Source organism: Janthinobacterium goodfellowi (assembly GCF_051380695.1).
In the GTDB taxonomy this organism is placed as follows: domain Bacteria; phylum Pseudomonadota; class Gammaproteobacteria; order Burkholderiales; family Burkholderiaceae_D; genus Janthinobacterium.
Window position 1 is genome coordinate 304,242 of record NZ_JBNYXN010000002.1, and the last position, 21,682, is coordinate 325,923.

A 21,682-nucleotide genomic window follows, 5' to 3' on the forward strand; every position below is an offset into this window, starting at 1 on the left:
TCGTTCGCGTACAGACGCGTAACCATCCTGCCGCCAGACTGCTGCTTCGGGCCTGCATGCGCCCACCCAGCCAGTCCACAGCCAGGAGGAAGCGCGAGATGACAGATTGTAATCACATCAATGCCGGCAGGCGCGGCTTGCTGATCGCCGGCGCGCTGTCGGCCACGGCGGTGGCCGTGCCCGGCGTGACGGGGGCAGCCGAAGCGGCCCATAGTGCGGCCCAATCCGGACAGGCGCCGCCCGTCCTGATGAAAGTCAGCCTGAACGTCAATGGCCAGCGCCACAGCCTGGAACTCGACACGCGCACCACCTTGCTCGACGCCTTGCGCGAACACCTGCACCTGACGGGAACCAAGAAAGGCTGCGACCACGGCCAGTGCGGCGCCTGCACCGTCATGCTCGACGGCCAGCGCATCAATGCCTGCCTCACTCTTGCCGTGATGCATGACGGCGCGAAAGTCACCACCATCGAGGGGCTGGGCACGCCGGAGAAACTGCATCCGATGCAGGCCGCCTTCATCGCGCATGACGGTTATCAATGCGGCTACTGCACGCCGGGGCAGATCTGTTCGGCCGTCGCCGCGCTGGGCGAGATCCGCCAGGGTATCCCCAGCCACGTCAGCGCGGACTTGAACGCGGCCCCCTCGGTGACGCCCGAAGAATTGCGCGAACGCATGAGCGGCAACCTGTGCCGCTGCGGCGCGTATTCCAACATCATCGAAGCCATCACCGAGGTGGCGGGGAGGCCGGCATGAGAGTGTTCAGCTATCAAAAGCCCGCCACGCCGGCCGAAGCGGCGGCGGCCGCCTTGACTACGCCCGGCGCCCGTTTCATCGCGGGCGGCACGAATCTGCTCGATCTGATGAAGCTGGAAATCGAGACGCCCACGCATTTGATCGACGTCAATGGCCTGGCGCTGGACAAGGTGGAGACGACGAAGGACGGCGGCTTGCGCATCGGCGCCCTCGTGCGCAACACGGCCCTGGCCGCGCACGCCACGGTGCGGCGCGACTACGCCGTGCTGTCGCGCGCCTTGCTGGCCGGCGCCTCGGCGCAACTGCGCAACAAGGCGACGACGGCCGGCAACCTGCTGCAGCGCACGCGCTGCCCGTATTTCTATGACACGAACCAGGCCTGCAACAAGCGCGTGCCGGGCAGCGGCTGCTCGGCCATAGCCGGCTTCAGCCGGCCGCTGGCCATCCTGGGCGGCAGCGAGGCTTGCATCGCCACGCACCCGAGCGACATGGCCGTGGCCATGCGCGTGCTCGACGCCGGCATCGACACGGTACGGGCCGACGGCAGCACGCGCACCATCCCCATCGCCGACTTCTACCGCTTGCCGGGCAGCACGCCGCAGCTGGAAACGGTGCTGCAGCCCGGCGAGCTGATCACCAGCGTCACCTTGCCCCGGCCCGTGGGCGGCACGCACGTCTACCGCAAGGTGCGCGACCGCGCCTCGTATGCGTTCGCGCTGGTATCCGTGGCGGCCATCATCTTGCCCGATGGCACCGGCAGGCTGGCCTTGGGCGGCGTCGCGCCGCAGCCGTGGAGAATTGCCGCCGCCGAGCAGGCGATACCCGCTGGCGCGGCCGCCGTGAGCGAACGCCTGCTGGCCGGCGCCAGGCCGACGGCCGACAACGGCTTCAAGCTGATCCTGGCGCAGCGCACCGTGGCGTCCGTACTGGCGCAAGCGCAAGCGAAGAAAGGTTAAAGCCATGAAATTCACGACACCCGCCACCACCAATCCCATCGACCAGCTGAAAGTCGTGGGCCGCCCCACGGACCGCATCGACGGCCCCATGAAAACCACGGGCACGGCGCCGTACGCGTATGAACAGAACAAGGCCGCGCCGCATGCCGCCTACGGCCACGTCGTCGGCGCGGCGATTGCCAAGGGGCGCATCGCTTCGATCGACACCAGCGCGGCGCGGCGGGCACCTGGCGTGCTGGCCGTGGTGACGGCGGAATCGGCGGGCAAGCTGGGCAAAGGCAAGATGAACACGGCTACCTTGCTGGGCGGGCCGGAGATCGAGCATTACCACCAGGCCATCGCGCTGGTGGTGGCGGAAACGTTCGAGCAAGCGCGCTCGGCCGCGCAGTTGCTCGACGTCAAGTATGTCGAGCAGCCGGGCGCCTTCGACCTGGCCAAGGCCAAGGGCAGCGCGGCCAAGCCGAAGGATGGCAAGCCCGACAGCAAGACGGGCAATTTCGCCAGCGCCTATGCCCATGCCCCCGTGCGGCTGGATGCGACCTACACGACGCCTGACCAGTCGCACGCCATGATGGAGCCGCACGCCTCGATTGCCGCCTGGGAGGGCGATCAATTGACGGTGTGGACGGCAAACCAGATGGTGGACTGGGGCCGGGGCGACCTGGCCCGCACTTTGGACATACCGAAAGACAAGGTGCGCATCGTCTCGCCCTACATCGGCGGCGGTTTCGGCGGCAAGCTGTTCGTGCGCGCGGAAGCCTTGCTGGCAGCGCTGGGCGCGCGCGCCGCGCAGCGTCCCGTCAAGGTCGCCTTGACGCGGCCCTTGATGTTCAACAACACGACGCACCGGCCCGCCACCATCCAGCGCCTGCGCCTCGGCGCCACGCGCGACGGCAAGATCACGGCCATCGGCCATGAATCGTGGTCCGGCGACTTGAAGGGCGGCCAGCCGGAAACGGCCGTGATGCAGACGCGCCTGCTGTACGCGGGTGCCAACCGCATGACGGCCATGCGCCTGGCCGTGCTCGACTTGCCAGAAGGCAACGCCATGCGCGCGCCGGGCGAGGCACCGGGGCTGATGGCGCTGGAAATCGCCATGGACGAGCTGGCGGAGAAATTGAAAATGGACCCCATCGTCCTGCGCATCCTGAACGACACGAAAGTGGACCCGGAAAAGCCCGGGCGGCCGTTTTCCCAGCGCCGGCTGATCGATTGCCTGCGCACGGGCGCCGTGGAATTCGGCTGGAAGGAGAGGTCAACGCAGCCGGGCACGCGGCGCGACGGCCGCTGGCTGGTGGGCATGGGCGTGGCCGCCGCCTTCCGCAACAACCTCGTCATGCAGTCCGCCGCCAGGGTGCGCCTGGACGGCAACGGCATCGTGACCGTGGAAACGGACATGACGGACATCGGCACGGGCAGCTACACCATCATCGCCCAGACGGCGGCGGAAATGCTGGGCGTGACCTTGAACCGGGTCGTCGTGCGCCTGGGCGACTCGGATTTTCCCGTCTCGGCCGGTTCGGGCGGGCAGTGGGGCGGCAACAGCTCGACGGCCGGCGTGTACGCGGCTTGCGTGCGCCTGCGCCAGGCCATCGCCGGCAAGCTGGGCTTCGACGAGAAAGAAGCGCGCTTTTCCGATGGACAGGTGAGCCAGGGCGAGCGCAGCGTGCCGCTCGCTGCCGCCGCCTACCATGGCGACGTCGTCGCGGAAGACCACATGGAATACGGCGATCTCGACAAGAAATTCCAGCAATCGACGTTCGGCGCGCATTTCGTGGAAGTGGGCGTGGACGGCGACACGGGCGAAGTGCGCGTGCGCCGCATGCTGGCCGTGTGCGCGGCCGGCCGCATCCTGAACCCCAAAGCGGCGCGCAGCCAGGTGATCGGCGCCATGACCATGGGCGTGGGCGCGGCCCTGATGGAGGAACTGGCGGTCGACCGGCGCCGCGGCTTCTTCGTCAACCACGACCTGGCCGGCTACGAAGTGCCCGTGCACGCCGACATCCCGCACCAGGATGTCATTTTTCTCGACGAAACGGACCCCATGTCCTCGCCCATGAAAGCCAAGGGCGTGGGCGAGCTGGGCATCTGCGGCGTGGCGGCGGCCATCGCCAATGCCGTCTACAACGCCACGGGCGTACGGGTGCGCGACTATCCGCTGACCCTCGACAAGTTGCTGCGGGGGCTGCCCGTGATGGCTTAGCGCCCGCGCCGCCGCGCGCGTGACAAAGCGTGTATTTTTGGTAATTTTCAAGTGCTATGCTCGGAACGCATGCTGCGGGGCAAGTTCCCTCTCCGCAAGGCCATGCCGCCAGGAGAATGCATGAACAACTCATCAATGCCGCCGCGGATACTCATCGTCGATGACGAGCTGGCGCACGTGCGCGCGCTGTGCGACACCTTGCGCGGCCAGGCGTACGACACGACGGGGCTCGCGTCGGGCGAGGCGGCGCTGGCCCTGCTGGCCGTCGAATCGTTCGACTTGCTGCTGGTCGACCTGATGATGCCGGGCATGAACGGCATCGCCGTGGTGGAAGCGGCGCGCAAGATCGATCCCGACCTGGCTTGCATCATCATGACGGGCGAAGGCACGATCGCTTCGGCCGTGCAAGCGATGAAGGCGGGCGCGCTCGATTATGTCGTCAAGCCGTTCAAGGTGTCGGGCATCCTGCTGATACTGGCGCGGGCGCTGGAAACGCGCCAGCTGCGCATCGCCAATGCGCGCCTGGAGCTGTTGCTGCGCCAGCACACGGCCGAACTCGACGCCATGAACCGGGATTTGCGGCTGGCGCGCGAAGTGGCCGAGCGGGCGAACCAGGAAAAGACCAATTTCCTGGCCAGCATGAGCCACGAGCTGCGCACGCCGCTCAACGCCATCCTGGGCTTTTCGCAGATGCTGACGTCCGATTCCATTCCCTCGACGGCGCAGGAAAAGAAAACCTTCGCCTCGCACATTTTCGGCGCCGGCCGGCATTTGCTGACCCTGATCAACGATATCCTCGACATCGCCAAAATCGAGTCGGGCAATCTGTCGCTGTCGATGGAGTCCGTGGGCCTGGCCGACATCTACCACGAGTGCTGGCAAATGATGGAGCCGCTGGCGCGCAAGCGCGGCATCACTCTGACGTTCGTCGAGGCGGGCAGCATGCACGTGCTGGCCGACCGCACGCGCCTCAAGCAGGTGCTGCTCAACCTGCTGTCGAACGCCGTCAAGTACAACCGCGAACAGGGCGAGATCCACGTCGATTGCCAGCCCGTCGATGCGCACCAGCTGCGCCTGTCCGTGCGCGACACGGGCGGCGGCTTGAGCGCCGCGCAGATCGAGGCGCTGTTCCAGCCCTTTAACCGCCTGGGACGCGATGCGCGCGACGAGGAGGGAACGGGCCTGGGGCTGGTGGTCAGCAAGCGCCTGGCCGAAGCCATGCAGGCCAGGCTGGGCGTGGCCAGCACGCCCGGGCGCGGCAGCACCTTCTGGCTCGATATCGCCAGTTGCCCCGCGCGCCAGCCGCTGCAGGAGAGTCCGCGCCTGCCCGCCATCGTCCGGCCCGCTGAAACGATGCCCCTGCCGGACCGCAAGACGCTGCTGTATGTGGAAGACAATCCCCTGAACGTGACCCTGGTGGCGGGCCTGATCCATTTTCGCCCCGATCTCGACCTGCTGTCGGCCGGCGACGGTCAGGCGGGCCTGGACATGGCGCGCCGCCACCTGCCGCAGCTGATCCTGATGGACAGCGATCTGCCCGACATCAGCGGCACGCAAGTCATGCAGCTGCTGCGTGCCGATGCCCGCACCGCGCATATCCCCGTCATCGCCCTGACGGCCGTGGCCGGGCCGGGCGATATCCGCCAGGGGCTGGCGGCGGGCTTCTACCGCTATCTGACCAAGCCGATCGACGTGGTGGCGTTTTCCGAGGCCATCAACAGCGCGCTGGAGTCGGCCACGGCGCAGTGCAGCGCATGAACGGCCCGGCGCCAATGCGGCGGGCGGCCTGGCTGGCGACCGCACTGCTGCTGGTGGCGCTAGCCGCCGCGGCCTTCTGGCGGCTCGCCGCCCGTCCCGCGCCGCCGGCCGGCGCCGTGGAAGTGCTGCGCCTGGCCGTGAATGCGGAATACGTGGGCAGTTGCCCCGTGCTGGCCGCGCGCAGCCAGGGCTATTTCGCGCGCGAGGGCATCGACGCGCTGCTGCAGCCGTATTCATCGGGCAAGGCGTCGCTGGAAGCCGTGCTGCAGGGCGAGGCCGAGCTGGGCACCGTGTCCGATATTCCCGTGGTGCTGGCCAGCCTGCAGAAGCAGTCCGTCGTCATCATCGCCAGCATCTTCGAGGCCGAGCGCGACCACGGCATCGTGGGGCGCCTGGACCGCGGCGTGTCCACGCCCGCCAGCCTGAAGGGCAAGCACATCGGCGTGACCCTGGGCACGTCCGGCCAGTTCGCGCTCGATGCCTTCTTGAACCGCCAGAAGCTGCTGCCCGCCGAAGTCACCGTGAGCAACTACGCGCCGCAGCAGCTGGCCGGGGCGCTGGCGCGGGGCGAGGTCGACGCGGCGGCCGGCTGGGAACCGTTCCTGACGGGCATGACGCATGCCATCGCGGGCAAGGCGGCCATCTTCTATGGCGAGGATGTGTATGCGGGCCTGTTCAACGTGGCCGGCACGGGCGACTATGTGCGCAGCCACCCGGCGACGATGCGCAAGGTGCTGCGCGCGCTGCTCGCCGGCGCGCGCTTTTGCCGGGACGAGCCCGATGCCGCGCGCGCGCTGTTTGCCAACGCGTCGGCCAGCGAGGCGGCGCGCCTGCGGGCGGCCTGGCATGGTTATCAGTTCGGCATCGTGCTCGACCAGGGCCTGCTGCTGGCGCTGGAAGACGAGGCGCGCTGGGCCATCAGGAACCGCCTGGCCGGGAACGGCGAGATGCCGAACTTCCTCGATGCCGTCTACCTGGACGGCCTGGAAGCCGTGGCGCCGTCGGCCGTGACGGTCATCCATTGAGAAGGCCACCGTGAAAATCGTTACGCGCTTCAAGCTGGCCGAACTGTTTTGCGTGGCGCTCGTGGCCATCATCGTCGCCGTGCTGTTTTCCACCAGCATGGCGACGCAGCGCGAACTGGCGAAGAACAAGGCGGCGGCCGACATCCTGCAAGCCGTCACCTCGCTGCGCTACCTGTTGATCGAATATGCGCTGCACCATGGCGCGCGCACGCAGGCCCAGTGGCAGCGGCGCAGCGAGTCGCTGTCCACGGGGCTGCTGGCCACGCCCGCCTTCAACGGCGGCGAGGAACGCGCGCTGCTGCGCGAATTGCAGGGTGACCTGGTCCGCGTTGGCAGCCTGTTCCAGCTGTTTGTCGCAAATCACCGCGAGCTGGGGCAGGACCCGCAGCGGCGCGAGGTGCTGAGCGAGCTGGAGTCGCGCCTGTCCGGCCAGATCATGGGCAAGGTGCAGGGCATGATCGCCGATGCGATGCGGCTGTCCGAATTGAGCCGGCAAGGCGTGCTCGATGCGCAGCAGCGGGCCAACGTGGCCGTGATACTGTTCGGCGGCCTGATCATCGCGCTGGTGGCCGGCCTGATTTACTTCACCATGACCAGCGTCACGGGGCCGCTGGAAAGGCTGCGCCAGGGCACCCTGATCGTCGGCGCCGGCAAGCTCGATTTTGCGCTCGGCGTGCATACGAAAAATGAAATCGGCGACCTGGCGCGCGCCTTCGACGGCATGACGGACAAGCTGCGGCGCACCACCGTCTCGCGCGACGAGCTGGCGCACGCGAATGCCGCCCTGGAAACGCAGATCGCCGAGCGCCAGCTGGCCGAGCGCAAGGTGCATGAACAGCTCGAGCGCCTGAACCTGCTGCAGCAGATCACGCGCTCGATCGGCGAGCGGCAGGACTTGCGCAGCATCTTCCAGGTGGTGGTGCGCAGCCTGGAAGAGCAGCTGCCCATCGATTTCAGCTGCATCTGCCTGTACGAACCGTCCGCGCACGCGCTGCAGGTGACGTGCGTGGGCGTGCGCAGCGAGGCGCTGGCGCTGTCGTTCATGATGAGCGAACACGCGCACATTCCCATCGACGAGAATGGCCTGTCGAGCTGCGTGCGCGGCAAGCTCGTGTATGAAGCCGACATCGCCGAAGTGGCGTTTCCGTTTCCGCAGCGGCTGGCGCAAGGGGGGCTGCGGGCCCTCGTCATGGCGCCGCTGCTGGCTGAAAACACGGTCTTCGGCATCCTCATCGTGGCGCGCCGCGCCGCGCACAGCTTTACCAGCGGCGAATGCGAATTCCTCAGCCAGCTGAGCGAGCACGTGGCGCTGGCCGCCAACCAGGCGCAGCTCTACGGCGCGCTGCAGCGCGCGTATGACGATTTGCGCCAGACGCAGCAGTCGGTGATGCAGCAGGAACGCCTGCGCGCGCTGGGGCAGATGGCCAGCGGCATCGCGCACGACATCAATAACGCCATTTCGCCCGTGGCCCTGTACACGGAATCGTTGCTGGAGACGGAAACCAATCTCAGTCCGCAGGGCCGGCATTGCCTGGAAGTGATCGAACGCGCCATCGACGACGTGGCCGCCACCGTGGCGCGCATGCGCGAATTCTACCGTCAGCGCGAACCGCAGCTGGCGCTCTCGCCCATCGACGCCAACCTGGTGGTGCAGCAGGTGCTGGACCTGACGCGCGCGCGCTGGAGCGACATGCCGCAGCAGCGCGGTATCGTCATCGCCCTGCGCACGGAGCTGGCGGACGGCTTGCCCATGCTGCCGGGCAGCGTGGGCGAAATCCGCGAAGCGCTGACGAACCTGGTCTTCAACGCCGTCGACGCCATGCCGGAAGGCGGCACCCTGAGCGTGCGCACCAGCTGCGCTGGCGCGGCGGGAGAGGCGGCGCGGCAGGTGCGCATCGAAGTGGCCGACACGGGCGTCGGCATGGACGACAATACGCGCCGCCGCTGCCTGGAGCCGTTTTTCACCACCAAGGGCGAGCGGGGCACGGGCCTGGGCCTGGCCATGGTGTACGGCATGATGGAGCGCCATGGCGCCAGCATCGACATCGTCACGGCGCCGGGGCAGGGCACGGCGGTGCGCCTCGATTTCCCCGCCTGCGCCGCGCACGAGGGGATGGAAGCGCCCGACACGGCCCACCTTGTGCCGCCGCGCCTGCGCATCCTGGTGGTGGACGACGACCCGATGGTGCTCAAGTCCCTGCGCGACATCCTGGAAATCGATGGCCACGACGTGGTGTCGGCCGATGGGGGCCAGGCCGGCATCGACTGCTTCCTCGCCGCGCGCGACAGGCACGAGGAGTTCGCGGTGGTCATCACGGACCTGGGCATGCCCCACGTGGACGGGCGCAAGGTGGCCAGCGCGGTGCGCCAGTGCTCGCCGGCCACGCCCATCATCATGCTCACGGGCTGGGGCCAGCGCCTGGCGGCCGACAGCGACTATCCCGAACACGTCAACTGCGTGCTGGGCAAGCCGCCCCGGCTGAAGGAATTGCGGCGTGCCCTGAATGCGGTCATTTCGACGGGGTAGGGGGAGGGAAGGGCAAGGCTGTCAGCGCCTTGCCGGCTTGCTGGCAGGGGGCACTATACTTTCGTGCAAGTCGTTTCGGTAATATCCAGGTTCGCGGCCTTGCCGCTGGCATCCGAGAAGACCGTGTCATACAGGAATTGTACCGCGTAATCTTTCACCACCAGGTTGCCGCTGGCATTCAGGCGGAATTCCCGGCCCCGTCCAATCGGCGCATCTTGCGTGCTATAAATGCCGGCATAGCCGATTTTATCGGCAAGGTGGATCACCGGATAGATGCGGTCGTTGACCAATCGGCTGGCAAGATTGCCGGCGCCGCCATAATGCGCGGTATCGGGGCCGGTGATGATGCCCTGGTTTAAGGATAGCGTTTGTGCCGATGCCCCCAGATAAGGGTAGTAGGCGAGGCCCGATATCTGCAAGGTATCGCCGGCGCCGGCGGCGATCTGTCCCAGCGTTGGCGAGCCAGTTGCGCATTTCCACTTGCCGTCCAATGTACCGCTGCTGATGGCCGCGGTGACCGATGGCGCGGGTGCGGCATCGCCACCACCTCCGCCGCCGCCACAGGCGGAGAGCGTGGTTGCAAGTAGAGTGATAATAATTTTTTTCATAGTAGGATCAGTGATGCCGGCAAGGCGTGCCGTGGCGCGCCGTGATTCTACGGATATTTCCACAGGGGAAACTCACGAATTGTCACATGGCTCAATGTCAATGGGAACGCTGGCTCGGCATCGAAATCATGGTCTTTCCGCTATACTGGCCCCCCCATATTGCCGCCACTATCCGAAGATCACCATGGACCTGAGTACCCACGCCGCCGTCGTCAATTGCGAAGCGTATCGCGACGGCAGGAAAATCGCCCATTTCGACATCGACAAGGTGGGCGACTTTCTCGGCGACCCCGATTGTTTCGTCTGGATCGGCATGGCCAGCCCCGACGCCACGGCCATGCAGGCGCTGCAAGCGGCCTTCGGCTTGCACGAACTGGCCGTCGAGGATGCGCAGGGCGCGCATGAGCGGCCCAAGCTGGAAGAGTACGGCGACACCCTGTTCATGGTGATGCACACGGCCACCCTCGATGGCGACGCCATCGTCTACGGCGAAACCCATGTCTTTCTCGGCCCCCGCTTCATCATCACGGTGCGCCACGGCCCCTCGGCCGGCTATGCGAAGCTGCGCGAGCGCAAGGAAAGCGTGCCCGAGAAGCTGGCCAGCGGCCCCGGCTACGTGCTGTATTCCATCATCGATTTCATCGTCGACCAGTACCAGCCCTGCATCGACCATTTGCAGGCCCGCTTCCAGCACTACGAACTGCAGCTGTTCAAGCCCAGTTTGAGCGAAGACAAGCTGCAGGATTTCTACCAGCTCAAGACGGAGCTGCTCAAGCTCGATGCGGCCGTCAATCCCCTGCACGACATCTGCACCCAGCTGATCCGTTTCCATGGCGATATCGTGCCCAAGGAAAACCGCATCTATTACCGCGACATCCTCGACCACGTCAAACGGGTCACGCACACGGCGGGGCAGATGCGCGAGCTGGTCAATTCGGCCATGCAGGTGGCGCTGGGACAGATTTCGATCCGCCAGAACGAGGTCGTCAAGCGCCTGGCCGCCTGGGCCGCCATCCTGGCCGTGCCCACCATGGTCTTCAGCCTGTACGGCATGAACTTCGAATTCATGCCGGAACTGAAGTGGCGCGGCAGCTATCCGGCCGTGATCGTCGTCATCATCGCCGGCTGCTACTGGCTGCACCGGCGCCTGAAGCGCGAAGGCTGGCTGTAGCGGCGGCCATGCAAATATTGGAGAGTTTTGCCGCGCCATCAGCTGCTACGATGAAACTGTCCCGGTGGATGCGCTCGATGGCAGGTGAATGAACCTCCTTGGCGTGGATAGCGGTCCGGCCGGCGCTGCACCCCAGAGCCGCCGGTGCGGACCACATTGCCTGTCCGACGCCACAAGGCTCCTGGTTTTCAGGAGCCTTTTTTTGCCCGTGCCGCTTATGCCTGCGCCACCGCGCCGGCCGCCTCCAGGATCAGCGCCGCCACCTCGACCGGGCGCGAAGCCAGCGACGCATGGCTGGCGTTGAGCGTGATGACTTTGCGCGCTTGCAGGCGCGCGGCCATGCGCTCCTGGTTGACGGGGGAAATCATGCGGTCGGCGCTGGAAATCTGGTACCAGCTGGGTTTGTGTTTCCAGGCCGGGTCGCCGACGGTGTCGCCGAAGGTGCTGGCCAGCGGCGCTTTCTGCACCACGCCCAGCACGGCGCCTTCTTCCGCATCGAGGTCCTGGCAAAAGCTGTCATGGTATTGCTCGGGCTTGACCCACAGATAGCCGTCGCTGTCGCCTTCCAGGTTGGCCGCGCCCAGGGGCGGGTGTTCCTGCGTGATGCTGCCCGGACTTTCGCCAGCGTCGGGGGCGAAGGCGGCGATGTACACGAGGCCCGCCACATTCGGCGCATTGCCGGCCACGCTGATGACGGCGCCGCCATAGGAGTGTCCCACCAGCAATACCGGGCCAGCCACCTGCGCCACCATCTTGCGCGTGCGCTCGGCGTCGTCGGCCAGCGACGTCAAAGGCAGTTCGACGGCGCGGATGGCCGTGTGGCCCTGGCGCCGCAATTCGAGGATGACGCGGCTCCAGTGGGCGGCGCCGCCCCAGAAACCGTGGACGAGGACGATGGTGACTGGCTGGCTCATGCGGATACTCCTTATGGCAAAGGAAACAGCGGAGACCGCACAGTTGCAAAGGAGTAACGGCGCGGCGGACAGGTGCGCATCCATTGTAGACCTTCGGGCGCCGCCGCCATCGTTGCCTTACTTTTCCCAGTGCATGGCATCGATGGCGGCCACCACCGTGGATTCATATTCGATGAAGAAATCGCTGTGGAAGCCGTTGCGGATGAGCAGATGGGTGCAGCCGGGCAGGGCGGCGGCCAGACGCTCGCCATCGGCCAGGCGCAGCGGGCGGAAAACGTCGAAAAATGTCAATCCGTCGGCCACGATCCGGGGATCGGACCGCGGCGACAGCCATGGCAGCAGGTTGCCCACGGTGCCGGGGTCGACGGTGATGACCAGGGCCGGGGCGCGCACGCGGCGGTAGTCGGGCGAAAAATTGTGCGCCGCCTTGCCCATGGCCCTGGCGATGGCGGGCGGCGTATTCGGCCGCACGGAACCGTCGGGCAGCACTTCCAGGGCATCGCGCCAGTTCGCTTCCAGCGCGGGCCACCAGTGCTTGTTGATCTGCCTGGCATAGGCGATCGAGGCCGCCATCGACGCCAGGTCGGCCGGTCCGGGCTCCGGAGCCTCGAAGGACAGCCTCTCGCTTTCCTCGTCTTCGCCGCCGCTGGCCAGGTAATCGAAGGTCGTGTCCAGGTACACGAGTCCGCGCACGCGTCGCGGATGGCTGCCGGCGAACAGCGTCACCTCGTTGCCTGCGATGGAATGGCCGGCCAGGATGATGCGCTCGATCTGCAGGGCGTCGAGCACGGCCAGCAGGTCGGCCACCAGGGTGGCGGGCGCATATGTCATATCGTTGGCGTCGTTCACCGGCAGCGGCTTGCCGGAGGAACCGTAGCCGCGCCGCGTGACGGCGAGCACGCGGTGGCGGCGCGCCAGCGCGGGCGCCAGGCTGTCGAAGGCGTAGGCATTGGCGCCCAGGCCGGCCAGCAGCACGATCACGTCGTCACTGTCGCCCCTTGCCGATGGCCAGTCGCGCACGTGCAGGCTGACGCCGGGGGCGACGGCGATCTGCCGGTCCGTCGCGCCGGTGCTATGCGGCCCGCTGCCGCCGCCGCAGGCGGCCAGGGCGGCCAACGTGGCTGTGCCCAGTAACAGCAGGCGTCGGGTGTGGCAATGCGTGCTGGCGTCGGGTGTGTTGCTCATGCGGTACTCCTGTGTGGTCGGGGCATGAGCAGTATCGGTGCCGCGCATGAAGCGCGGATGAGGGGCCGGTGAAGGAAAGGTGAAGGCCGCCCGGCCGCGCTAGTGCGACACCAGCACCGGTAACGTCATCTCTTGCAGCACCGTGCGCGTGACGCCGCCCAGCAGCGCTTCGCGCAGGCGCATGTGGCCGTAGCAGCCCATCACGACCAGGTCGCACTGGCGTTGCGCTGCCATGGCCAGCAGGGCCGCGCCCACGTCCTGGCCCGGCGGCGTGTCGTGCTGCAGCACCTCGACGTTGACGCCATGGCGCGCCAGGTACAGGGCCAGGTCGGCGCCCGGCTGCTCGCCGTGCGCGGCCGGCTGGGCGTGCGAATTGACGACGGCCAGGGTGACTTGCCGCGCGCCTTGCAGCAGCGGCAGCGCATCGGTGATGGCGCGCAGCGCTTCGGCGCTGCCGTTCCAGGCCAGCAGCGGATGCTGCGCGATGCCCGCTGGCGCGGCGGCCGGCGCGTGCGGCACCATCAGCACGGGCCGGCCGCAATGGAGCATCAGGTATTCGGCCGTGCCGGCGATCACGCGCGAGGGCGTATCCTGCGCGTCCGTCTGGCCCAGGATCAGCAAATCGCAATAGCGCGCCTGCAGCAGCAGCGCGCCTTGCGCGTCGTCGTCGGCGAAGCGCGTTTCGTAGGTGCCCAGGCCTTCCTCGAGGGCGATGCGCTCGAAGTCGTGCAAGGCCTCGCTGGCCTGGCTGCGCAGCGCCTGCATCTGCGCCGGCGCAAACTGCAGCGCGTTGACGCCGCCGCCATACGCATAGCGCGAAATGCCGCTCATGGCCGAGCCGATCAGGTGCGCGCCCTGGGCGACGGCCAGGCGCACGGCCAGGCGGATGCGCTGGGCGCAGTGGCGGGAATTGTCGACGTGGACCAGCAGGGTGGTGTAGGGCATGGCGTTTTCCTCGGTTGTCGTTGATCAGGTCTGCAGCACGTAGCTGCCGGGCGCGTCGCCCAGGTCGGGTCCCATGGCCGGCGGCGCCGCTTGCTCGCCCGGGCGCTGCGCCAGCCAGGCTTGCCAGGCGGGCCACCACGAACCATCGTGGTGCGGCACGTCGCGCTGCCAGCTGTCCGCGTCGATGTAGGGCGCGTCGTGGCGGTGCGTGGCCAGTTGGTAGCTGCGGTGCGGCTGCCCCGGCGGCGAGACCACGCCCGCATTGTGGCCGCCCGAGGTGAGCAAAAAGGTGACGTCCGTGTCGGTCAGCAGCTGCAGCTTGTACACGGAGCGCCACGGCGCCACGTGGTCCGTCAGGGTGCCGACGGCGAAGATGGGCGCCTTGATGTCGGGCAGGGCGATGTGGCGGCCGGCCGTGCGGTAGCGCCCTTCGGCCAGGTCGTTGTGCAGGAACAGACGGCGCAGGTATTCCGAATGCATGCGGCAGGGCATGCGCGTGGCGTCCGCATTCCAGGCCATCAGATCGCTGTCCTGCTCATCGAGTCCCAGCAGGTAGTGGCGCAGGCGGCGCGACCAGATCAGGTCGTTCGAACGCAGCAGCTGGAAAGCGCCCGCCATCTGCTTCGTATCAAGGTAGCCCTGCTTCCACATAGCCGCTTCCAGGAAGCTGACCTGGCTCTCGTCGATGAACAGCGACAGTTCGCCCGGCTCCTTGAAGTCCACTTGCGAAGCGAGCATGGTCAGGCTGGCCAGCCGTGCATCGCCGTCGCGCGCCATGCTGGCGGCGGCGATCGCCAGCAGGGTGCCGCCCAGGCAGTAGCCGGCCGCGTGCACCTGCGGCGCGCCCGTGATACGGACAACGGCGTCGAGCGCCTCCATCACGCCCAGCTGGCGGTAGTCTTCCAGCGACAGCTCGCGGTCTTCTTCCTGCGGGTTTTTCCAGGAAATCATGAATACCGTGTGGCCTTGCTGCACCAGGTAGCGCACCAGCGAATTGTGCGGCGACAGGTCGAGAATATAGAACTTCATGATCCACGCCGGCACGAACAGCAGCGGCGTCGCATGCACCGTGGCGGTCGCGGGGGCGTATTGGATCAATTCGATCAAGTCGTTGCGGTAGACCACCTTGCCGGGCGTGACGGCCATGTTTACGCCCACCTTGTAGCGGCGTGCATCGGGCGCATGCGCGCCCATGGCGGCGCGCTGCCAGTCCTCGGCCGCGTGGGCCATGCCGCGCGCCAGGTTGGCGCCGCCGCTTTCCAGGGTGGCTTGCTGCACCACGGGATTGGTCAGCATGAAGTTCGACGGCGCCAGCATGTCGAGCCATTGGCGCACGGTGAACGTGACGACATCCTCGTGGTGCGGCGCGACGCCGCGCACGCCCGTGGTGGCGCGGTGCCACCATTGCTGCTGCAGCAGAAAGCCCTGGTAGACGAGGTTGTACGGCCAGCGCTGCCAGGCGGCGTCCTCGAAGCGCCGGTCCTGCGGCAGCGGCGCGATGCACGGCGGCTCGAAGGGCGCACCCGGCAGCGCGGCCTGCAGGGCGTACTGCTGCCAGCGGCCGATCTTTTTCCACGCTTCCTGCAGCAGCGCCTGCTGTTTCGATGGCGCCAGCGCCAGGTGGCTGAGCCAGTCGGCATACGCGTTGCCCAGCGCGGCCGGCGAAATGCCGCCCGTGAACTTGCCCAGCCAGGCGTTCAGCAGCAGGTCCAGGGTGGCGCCTTCCGGCGCGCTTTCCGGATAGTCGGGCGCCGGCACGCCTTGCCAGGCGCTGCCCTGGCGCTCGTGTTCCACTTTGTGCTGCGCCTTGCTCGGCTGCGTCTTGCTCATCCGGGGCTCCCGTCATTTTTTTACAGGATAGCAAGAGCTTGTTTAAAAAATTATGATCTACATCAAGTTTGGCTGGATGCGTGCAGCATGTGGCTTGCCGCCTGGATGGCCGCGTCCGTTTCCTGCACAAACAGCCGCAACTGTTCTTCCAGCGCGTCGAGCCGCGCCAGCAATGCGCCCTGCGGCGCGCTGGCCGCCTCGCGCTCGATGGCGGCGACGATGGCGACGGCCGGTGCGGCGCGGAAGTTGGCCAGCAAGCCGGCCAGGGTATGCGCCTGCAGGCTCACGGTGGGACGGTCGCCCGATTGCAGGGCCGCGCGCAGGGCCTCCAGCTGCGCCGGCAAGCCGGCCAGGAACGATGCGCCGATGATGCCGATCACGTCGGCGTCGGCCACGGTCAGCGCGGCGCCGTAGTCGAAGCCGGGCAGGCTGTCCGTCGGCGGCATCCGCTGGCCTATTTGCAGCACATGCCGCTCGATCAGGCTCTGGAAGGCGGCCGTGCGGAACGGCTTGGACAGGTAGTCGTCCATGCCGCCGGCGATGCAGCGTTCGCGGTCGCCTTCCAGGGCGCTGGCCGTCATGGCGATGATGACGCTCCTCGGCATGCCCTGCGCTTCGCGCGCGCGTATCTGCGCGGTGGCGTCGAAACCGCCCATTTCCGGCATTTGCAGGTCCATCAGGATCAGATCGAAATGGCGGGCCGCCTGGCAATCGAGGGCGATGCGGCCGTTTGCCGCATGCGTGACCCGGTGGCCCGCATTCGACAGCAGCACGGTGGCCAGTTCGCGGTTCATGGCATTGTCCTCGACCAGCAGGATGTCCAGCCCGGGCGTGGCTTCGCGCACGGCGTGGCGCATGGCGGCGGGCGCGGCGCCAGGCATGCCGCGGCAGGTGCCCAGCACGCTCGTGGCGGTGGCCAGCAGTTCCTCGGGACTGGCGGGCTTGAGCAGGTAGCCGTCGATGCCCAGTTCGCGGCAGCGCGCCGCGTCGCCCAGGCTGCCGCACGACGACAGCATGACGACGGGCACCTGGCTCCAGTGGGGCAGGGCGGCCAGCGCCGCTGCCGTGTCGAAGCCATTCATGCCGGGCATGGCGCAGTCCACGATGATGCAGTCCGTCGGCAAGGCGCCGCGGCAGTGCTCCAGCGCCGCCTCGCCCGACCCGCAGGCGGTGACGCCGGCGCCGCTGTGCTCGAAGATCCGGCGCAGGATGCTCAGGCTGCTGGGGTTGTCGTCGACCAGCAGGATGCCGCGTCCGGCCAGCGTGGCGCCGGGCGGCGGCGAGGGCTGCTGCCGGCCGATGGGCAGGGCCAGGTCCACGCTGAAGCAGCTGCCCTTGCCCAGTTCGCTGGACAGGCCGATGCTGCCCTTCATCATCGTCACCAGGCGGCGCGTGATCGACAGGCCCAGTCCCGTGCCGCCGAAGCGCCGCGTGGTCGAGCCGTCTTCCTGCTGGAAGGCGTCGAAGACGGCCTCCCGCATGTCGGCGGCGATGCCGATGCCGGTGTCGCGCACGCACAGGCGCAGGCGGGCCACGCCGTCGCCGCTGGCGCCCAGCCGGGCGCTGACGACCACCTCGCCCTGCGGCGTGAACTTGATGGCGTTGCCGGCCAGGTTGGTCAGCACCTGGCGCAGGCGGCCCGGGTCGCCGAGCAGGGTGTGCGGCAGCGCGGGATCGATGTCGAGCACCAGTTCCAGGCCGCTGGCCTGCGCCCGCAGGGCGTGCGCGCGCATGGTTTCCTGCAGCAGCTGGCGCAGGTCGAAGGGAATGCTTTCCAGGGTCAGCATGCCCGCCTCGATCTTCGAGAAATCGAGGATGTCGTTGATGATGCACAGCAGGGCGTCGGCCGAGGCCTTGACGATTTCCAGGTACTTGCGCTGGTGGCCGTCGAGGTCGGAATCGAGCACCAGGTCCGTCATGCCCAGGATGCCGTTCATCGGCGTGCGGATCTCGTGGCTCATGTTGGCCAGGAATTCGCTCTTCGAGCGGCTGGCCGATTCGGCCACTTCCTTGGCCAGCAGCAGGGCGCGCTCGGCCGCCTTTTGACTGGAAATGTCGACGATGGTGCCCACCAGGCCGTGCAGGCTGCCGTCGGACTTCAGCAGGGCCGCCTTGCTGCACAGGACATCGACCTGCCGCGTGCCGACGGTCACCCGGTCTTCATATGTGTGGTTACCCCGGTCCTGCAGCAGCGCCACGTCGTGCTGCCGCGCTTGCTGCGCCTGCTGCTGCGGCAGGAGGTCCGCCACCGTCAGGCCCGCGATGCGCGCCTGGTCGAGATGAAAGAAGGCGCAAAAGGCGCGGTTGGCGCGCAGGTAGCGGCCGTGCACGTCCTTCAGGTACAGAGGGATGGGGATGGACTCGATCAGCGCATCGACGAAGTTGAGGTTGTGCCGCAGCTCGCGCGCCGCCTGGCGCCGTTCCGTGATGTCCGTCAGGCTGCCGGTGATGCCCGCCAGCCGTCCCTGGCCATCGCGTTCGGCGCGCGCGCACACGTCGATCCAGCGCACGTCGCCGTCGCTGGTGACATAGCGCGCTTCATGGCGCATGCCGTCCACGTGGCCGCCCAGCAGCTGTGACAGGCCGTCGGCGGCGCGCTCGCGGTCGCGCGCATCGACGAATTGCAGGACGCGCTTGCCCAGACTGTCGGCGGCGTCGAAGCCGGTGATGGTGTGCCAGGCGGGATTGAGGAAGGTCCAGGCGCCCTGCAAATCCGTGCGGAACACCACTTCATTCAGGCTGTTGACGACGTTGCGGTATTCGCGCTCGCTTTTCGCGATGGTCTCGGCCATGCGCTTGCTGTCGCTGATTTCCGTGCGGATGGCGATGTACTGATAGGGCTTGCCGGCCGCATCGAGGAAAGGCACGATGGTGGCGTCCACCCAGTATTGCTGGCCATTCTTGGCGTGGTTGCAGATTTCGCCGTGCCAGACCTGGCCGGCCGTAATGGTTTGCCACATCTGCGCAAAGAAGGCGTCCGGATGCGCGCGCGAATTGATCAGGCGGTGCGTCTGGCCGACCAGCTCTTCGCGCGCGAAGCCGCTGATGGCGCAGAACTTGTCGTTGACGTAGATGATGACGCCGGCCGTGTCGGTGATGCTGACGATAGCATGCTGGTCCATCGCGAAGCGCTGGTTCTGCAATTCGATGCGGCGCAGTTCCTGCTGCGACACCAGCTCGGCCAGCAGCGCCGACAGGCCCTCGATATCGCCTTCCTGCGGCAGGCGCAGGCCGGAATCGTCGTTGTCGAGCAGGCGCACGGCCGCCACGCGCAGCGACTGGATCACGCGGTTGCGGCTGGCCAGTTCCGTGCGCAGCAAGTCATTCGTCAGGCTCAGCTCATTCGAACTCAGTTCCAGGCTGCGCGAGCGCAGGTCCAGGTCGCGCTCGAACTGTTCGTAGGCGCCGTCGACGCGCAGCAGCAGGGCCGGCAGGCCGGCCAGGAAGCCGGCCAGTTCGGGCGGCGTGTCCGCTTGCCCGCCCAGTGCCTGCGCCTGTTCCAGCAAGGCGGCGCAGGCGCTTTCCGAGTCGATGCCGCAGACGCGGTTCAATTGGCGTGCCAGGGTGCGGTTCATGCTTCGCTCATGACGGTGACGGTCATCGTCTGGTTGTGCAATTGGCACGCGCCATGCGGCTGGGCGATGCCGATTTCGCCGTTGGAGTAAAAACCGGCGATGCAGGCCGCGCCGCCCAGCTGGTCGGCCACCGCTTCGACCTCTTCCTCGACGCGGTCGCCCATCACCAGCTTGCGCCCCACGCAGCTGACCAGCAGGGTCAGCTGGTCGCCCTGCGCATCGGCATGGGGCACGACGCCGCGCGCGGCCGTCTCGGCCCCGTCGATCAGCCGGTTGGTACTGGAATGCATCAGCTTCAGGTAGCCGTCGGCGAGGATGTCGCCGGCCAGGGTCAGCGAACCCTGTTCCTCGTCGACGGCGAGGATGGTGCGAAAGACATTGCTTTTTTCATGCGCGGCCGTGAGCATTTCAAACGGGAACAGCAGCCCCGAGCCGGGCAGGCCGCGCGCATGGTCGCCCAGGTACAGCTTGTAGATGTCGAGCGCCCGCGCGCCGTCCAGGCCATACAGTACGTTGTCGACGCAGCGCGTCACCTTGCGCGCGGGGCCGAACGCTTCCCAGCCCGCATGGCTGCCGTAGCCGAGGCGGATATGTTCGCCGTACAGGCCGACGGCGACGATGGTATTGTCGGCCGCGCCGCGCGGACCCAGGGTCCAGGTCTGGAGGAAGGCGCCGCCGTCCGCCGCCAGCCCGCCCGACACCGTCACGCCCGGCGGCAGGTTCGCCTGCAGGCCGGCGATGAGGGCGCTGCCGTTGATGGCCACGCCCGTGCCCAGCATGAAGACGGCCGCCAGGCCGTCCTGCGGCAAGGCCTGCGCCAGGCGCTCGCCCGCCTCGCGCGAGTCCGCCATGTCGCAGATGATGGCGTCGGCAATCGCCACCGTCGTGTTCGCGAAGCGGATGGCCGTGATGACGCAGCTGTCGTCGTAGACGCGCTTGCCGGCGATCTCGCCGGCCGTGGAGCAGCCGGCGATGACGGCGCCCGGCAACTGGCGGCGCAGCGCCGCGCTCAGGCCGGGCGTGGCGAAGTAGGGGCAGGCGCCGAAGACCAGCACCAGGTCGGGCGCCATGGCGGCCAGGGGCGCCAGGGCGGCATCGAAGTCCGCATGGCTGTTCAGGATCAGTTGTTGCACGCGCATGGCAGGCTCCTCGCTTACAGTGGGTGTGTGTGTTGAGGGAGGGGGTCGGGCAGGCTGCTGCGGATGGCGAGCACCTCGTCCCAGGCGCCCAGGAAGGCGTCGAGGCACAGCGGGCAGAAATGGCTGCCCCTGTTTTGCTCCAGGTACTGGCGCGCCTGGGCCAAAGGCCAGGCCGGCTTGTACGGACGTTCGGAGCTGAGCGCGTCGAAGACGTCGGCCACGGCGACGATGCGCGCCGGCAGCGGTATCCGTTCGCCCGCCAGGCCGTCCGGGTAGCCGCTGCCGTCGTATTTTTCGTGGTGGCCGCAGGCGATTTCCTCGGCCAGGCGGATCAGCGGCGAGTCGCTGCCGGCAAGGATATGGCCGCCGATCTTCGCATGCTGGCGCATGATGGCCATTTCATCGGGGTCCAGCCGTCCCGGCTTGAGCAGGATATGGTCGGGCGTGGCCAGCTTGCCCACGTCGTGCATGGGCGCCGCCTTGAGCAGCAGGTCCTGCCATTGCGCGTCGAGGCCCAGTTCCCTGGCGATCAGCGCCGAGTAGCGCGCCATGCGCATGATGTGGGCGCCCGTTTCGGGGTCGCGGAATTCGGCCGCCCGCGCCAGGCGCGCGACCAGCTCCATTTCCCTTGCCGTGACGCTGGCGATGGCCTCGGCCACCTCGTGTTCGAGCAGCTTGGCGCGGTCGGCCAGCATGGTCTGCGCCGTGCGCAGGGCCAGCAGGTTGCGCACGCGCAGGCTGAACTCGATGGTGTCGACGGGCTTGGTGAGAAACTCCGTCACGCCCAGCGAAAAAGCCTGCTTGCGCACGGCGCGGTCGTTTTCGGTGGTGACCATGATGATGGGGATGTCGGCCATGCCCTGCATCTTGCGGAAAATGCCGAGGAATTCGTTGCCCGACAGGCTAGGCATCCGGTAGTCGAGCAAGACCAGGTCCGGCACGTTCGATTCGCACCAGGTCAGCGCATCGATGGGATCGTTCATGCAGACGGACTCGATGGCGCTGGCCTTGCGCGCCAGGGTCGACAGCAGGCTCAGGTTGGTGTCGTTGTCATCGACGATCAGGATGCTCATGGTGTCTCCGGCGGATGG

At 67.5% G+C, this 21,682-nt stretch carries 15 protein-coding genes; 7 read left to right on the plus strand and 8 right to left on the minus strand.

Annotation, left to right across the window (positions count from 1 at the left end; all coding sequences use genetic code 11):
• Nucleotides 1–98 precede the first annotated feature (98 nt).
• The 6 genes from paoA to ACQ4WQ_RS09445 all read left to right on the plus strand — a co-directional run bounded on the left by paoA (nucleotide 99) and on the right by ACQ4WQ_RS09445 (nucleotide 9,224).
• Nucleotides 99–755 carry an aldehyde dehydrogenase iron-sulfur subunit PaoA gene (gene paoA / locus ACQ4WQ_RS09420; RefSeq protein ID WP_436496458.1) on the plus strand — a complete coding sequence of 219 codons (657 nt, stop codon included), beginning with the start codon at nucleotides 99–101 and terminating at the stop codon, nucleotides 753–755.
• Nucleotides 752–1,711 (plus strand): FAD binding domain-containing protein, encoded by a 960-nt coding sequence (locus tag ACQ4WQ_RS09425; RefSeq protein ID WP_436496460.1) that lies wholly within the window; start codon nucleotides 752–754, stop codon nucleotides 1,709–1,711. The genes paoA and ACQ4WQ_RS09425 overlap by 4 nt, the downstream gene beginning before the upstream one ends.
• Before the next feature lie 4 nt (nucleotides 1,712–1,715).
• Nucleotides 1,716–3,914 carry an aldehyde oxidoreductase molybdenum-binding subunit PaoC gene (gene paoC, locus ACQ4WQ_RS09430; protein WP_436496462.1) on the plus strand — a complete coding sequence of 733 codons (2,199 nt, stop codon included), beginning with the start codon at nucleotides 1,716–1,718 and terminating at the stop codon, nucleotides 3,912–3,914.
• Nucleotides 3,915–4,034: 120 nt separating this feature from the next.
• Nucleotides 4,035–5,672 (plus strand): response regulator, encoded by a 1,638-nt coding sequence (locus ACQ4WQ_RS09435; RefSeq protein ID WP_436496464.1) that lies wholly within the window; start codon nucleotides 4,035–4,037, stop codon nucleotides 5,670–5,672.
• Nucleotides 5,669–6,697 (plus strand): ABC transporter substrate-binding protein, encoded by a 1,029-nt coding sequence (locus ACQ4WQ_RS09440; protein ID WP_436496466.1) that lies wholly within the window; start codon nucleotides 5,669–5,671, stop codon nucleotides 6,695–6,697. The genes ACQ4WQ_RS09435 and ACQ4WQ_RS09440 overlap by 4 nt, the downstream gene beginning before the upstream one ends.
• Nucleotides 6,698–6,707: 10 nt before the next feature.
• Nucleotides 6,708–9,224: an ATP-binding protein gene (locus ACQ4WQ_RS09445; RefSeq protein WP_436496468.1), complete on the plus strand. Its 2,517-nt coding sequence runs from the start codon at nucleotides 6,708–6,710 to the stop codon at nucleotides 9,222–9,224.
• 53 nt (nucleotides 9,225–9,277) lie between these two features.
• Here ACQ4WQ_RS09445 and ACQ4WQ_RS09450 read toward each other — a convergent pair whose 3' ends face one another.
• Nucleotides 9,278–9,832, minus strand: a complete 555-nt coding sequence (locus ACQ4WQ_RS09450; protein ID WP_436496470.1) for a hypothetical protein — start codon at nucleotides 9,830–9,832, stop codon at nucleotides 9,278–9,280.
• Between the two features lie 184 nt (nucleotides 9,833–10,016).
• Here ACQ4WQ_RS09450 and ACQ4WQ_RS09455 point away from each other — a divergent pair, with 184 nt between their 5' ends.
• Nucleotides 10,017–11,003 carry a magnesium and cobalt transport protein CorA gene (locus ACQ4WQ_RS09455; protein ID WP_326459887.1) on the plus strand — a complete coding sequence of 329 codons (987 nt, stop codon included), beginning with the start codon at nucleotides 10,017–10,019 and terminating at the stop codon, nucleotides 11,001–11,003.
• A 215-nt stretch (nucleotides 11,004–11,218) separates the two neighbouring features.
• Here ACQ4WQ_RS09455 and ACQ4WQ_RS09460 read toward each other — a convergent pair whose 3' ends face one another.
• The 7 genes from ACQ4WQ_RS09460 to ACQ4WQ_RS09490 all read right to left on the minus strand — a co-directional run bounded on the left by ACQ4WQ_RS09460 (nucleotide 11,219) and on the right by ACQ4WQ_RS09490 (nucleotide 21,664).
• Complete coding sequence (locus ACQ4WQ_RS09460) at nucleotides 11,219–11,917, minus strand: alpha/beta hydrolase (RefSeq protein WP_326459888.1); 699 nt, start codon at nucleotides 11,915–11,917, stop codon at nucleotides 11,219–11,221.
• 117 nt (nucleotides 11,918–12,034) lie between these two features.
• On the minus strand, nucleotides 12,035–13,102 hold the full coding sequence (locus ACQ4WQ_RS09465; RefSeq protein ID WP_436496473.1) for an alpha/beta fold hydrolase: 1,068 nt from the start codon (nucleotides 13,100–13,102) through the stop codon (nucleotides 12,035–12,037).
• Between the two features lie 99 nt (nucleotides 13,103–13,201).
• On the minus strand, nucleotides 13,202–14,047 hold the full coding sequence (locus ACQ4WQ_RS09470; RefSeq protein WP_326459890.1) for a universal stress protein: 846 nt from the start codon (nucleotides 14,045–14,047) through the stop codon (nucleotides 13,202–13,204).
• A gap of 24 nt (nucleotides 14,048–14,071) precedes the next feature.
• Nucleotides 14,072–15,877 (minus strand): PHA/PHB synthase family protein, encoded by a 1,806-nt coding sequence (locus ACQ4WQ_RS09475; RefSeq protein ID WP_436496475.1) that lies wholly within the window; start codon nucleotides 15,875–15,877, stop codon nucleotides 14,072–14,074.
• Nucleotides 15,878–15,939: 62 nt separating this feature from the next.
• Complete coding sequence (locus ACQ4WQ_RS09480; protein ID WP_436496477.1) at nucleotides 15,940–19,452, minus strand: PAS domain S-box protein; 3,513 nt, start codon at nucleotides 19,450–19,452, stop codon at nucleotides 15,940–15,942.
• Nucleotides 19,449–20,591, minus strand: a complete 1,143-nt coding sequence (locus tag ACQ4WQ_RS09485) for an FIST signal transduction protein (RefSeq protein ID WP_326459893.1) — start codon at nucleotides 20,589–20,591, stop codon at nucleotides 19,449–19,451. The genes ACQ4WQ_RS09480 and ACQ4WQ_RS09485 overlap by 4 nt, the downstream gene beginning before the upstream one ends.
• A 14-nt stretch (nucleotides 20,592–20,605) precedes the next feature.
• Nucleotides 20,606–21,664 carry an HD domain-containing phosphohydrolase gene (locus tag ACQ4WQ_RS09490; protein WP_436496479.1) on the minus strand — a complete coding sequence of 353 codons (1,059 nt, stop codon included), beginning with the start codon at nucleotides 21,662–21,664 and terminating at the stop codon, nucleotides 20,606–20,608.
• Between the last annotated feature and the right edge of the window lie 18 nt (nucleotides 21,665–21,682).

Coding starts and splice junctions, on each gene's coding strand:
- paoC (WP_436496462.1), top strand. CDS start 1,716: ATGAAATTCACGACACCCGCCACCACCAATCCCATCGACCAGCTGAAA.
- ACQ4WQ_RS09435 (WP_436496464.1), top strand. CDS start 4,035: ATGAACAACTCATCAATGCCGCCGCGGATACTCATCGTCGATGACGAG.
- ACQ4WQ_RS09470 (WP_326459890.1), bottom strand. CDS start 14,047: ATGCCCTACACCACCCTGCTGGTCCACGTCGACAATTCCCGCCACTGC.
- ACQ4WQ_RS09475 (WP_436496475.1), bottom strand. CDS start 15,877: ATGAGCAAGACGCAGCCGAGCAAGGCGCAGCACAAAGTGGAACACGAG.
- ACQ4WQ_RS09440 (WP_436496466.1), top strand. CDS start 5,669: ATGAACGGCCCGGCGCCAATGCGGCGGGCGGCCTGGCTGGCGACCGCA.
- ACQ4WQ_RS09485 (WP_326459893.1), bottom strand. CDS start 20,591: ATGCGCGTGCAACAACTGATCCTGAACAGCCATGCGGACTTCGATGCC.
- ACQ4WQ_RS09465 (WP_436496473.1), bottom strand. CDS start 13,102: ATGAGCAACACACCCGACGCCAGCACGCATTGCCACACCCGACGCCTG.
- ACQ4WQ_RS09450 (WP_436496470.1), bottom strand. CDS start 9,832: ATGAAAAAAATTATTATCACTCTACTTGCAACCACGCTCTCCGCCTGT.
- ACQ4WQ_RS09460 (WP_326459888.1), bottom strand. CDS start 11,917: ATGAGCCAGCCAGTCACCATCGTCCTCGTCCACGGTTTCTGGGGCGGC.
- ACQ4WQ_RS09455 (WP_326459887.1), top strand. CDS start 10,017: ATGGACCTGAGTACCCACGCCGCCGTCGTCAATTGCGAAGCGTATCGC.
- paoA (WP_436496458.1), top strand. CDS start 99: ATGACAGATTGTAATCACATCAATGCCGGCAGGCGCGGCTTGCTGATC.
- ACQ4WQ_RS09425 (WP_436496460.1), top strand. CDS start 752: ATGAGAGTGTTCAGCTATCAAAAGCCCGCCACGCCGGCCGAAGCGGCG.
- ACQ4WQ_RS09480 (WP_436496477.1), bottom strand. CDS start 19,452: ATGAACCGCACCCTGGCACGCCAATTGAACCGCGTCTGCGGCATCGAC.
- ACQ4WQ_RS09490 (WP_436496479.1), bottom strand. CDS start 21,664: ATGAGCATCCTGATCGTCGATGACAACGACACCAACCTGAGCCTGCTG.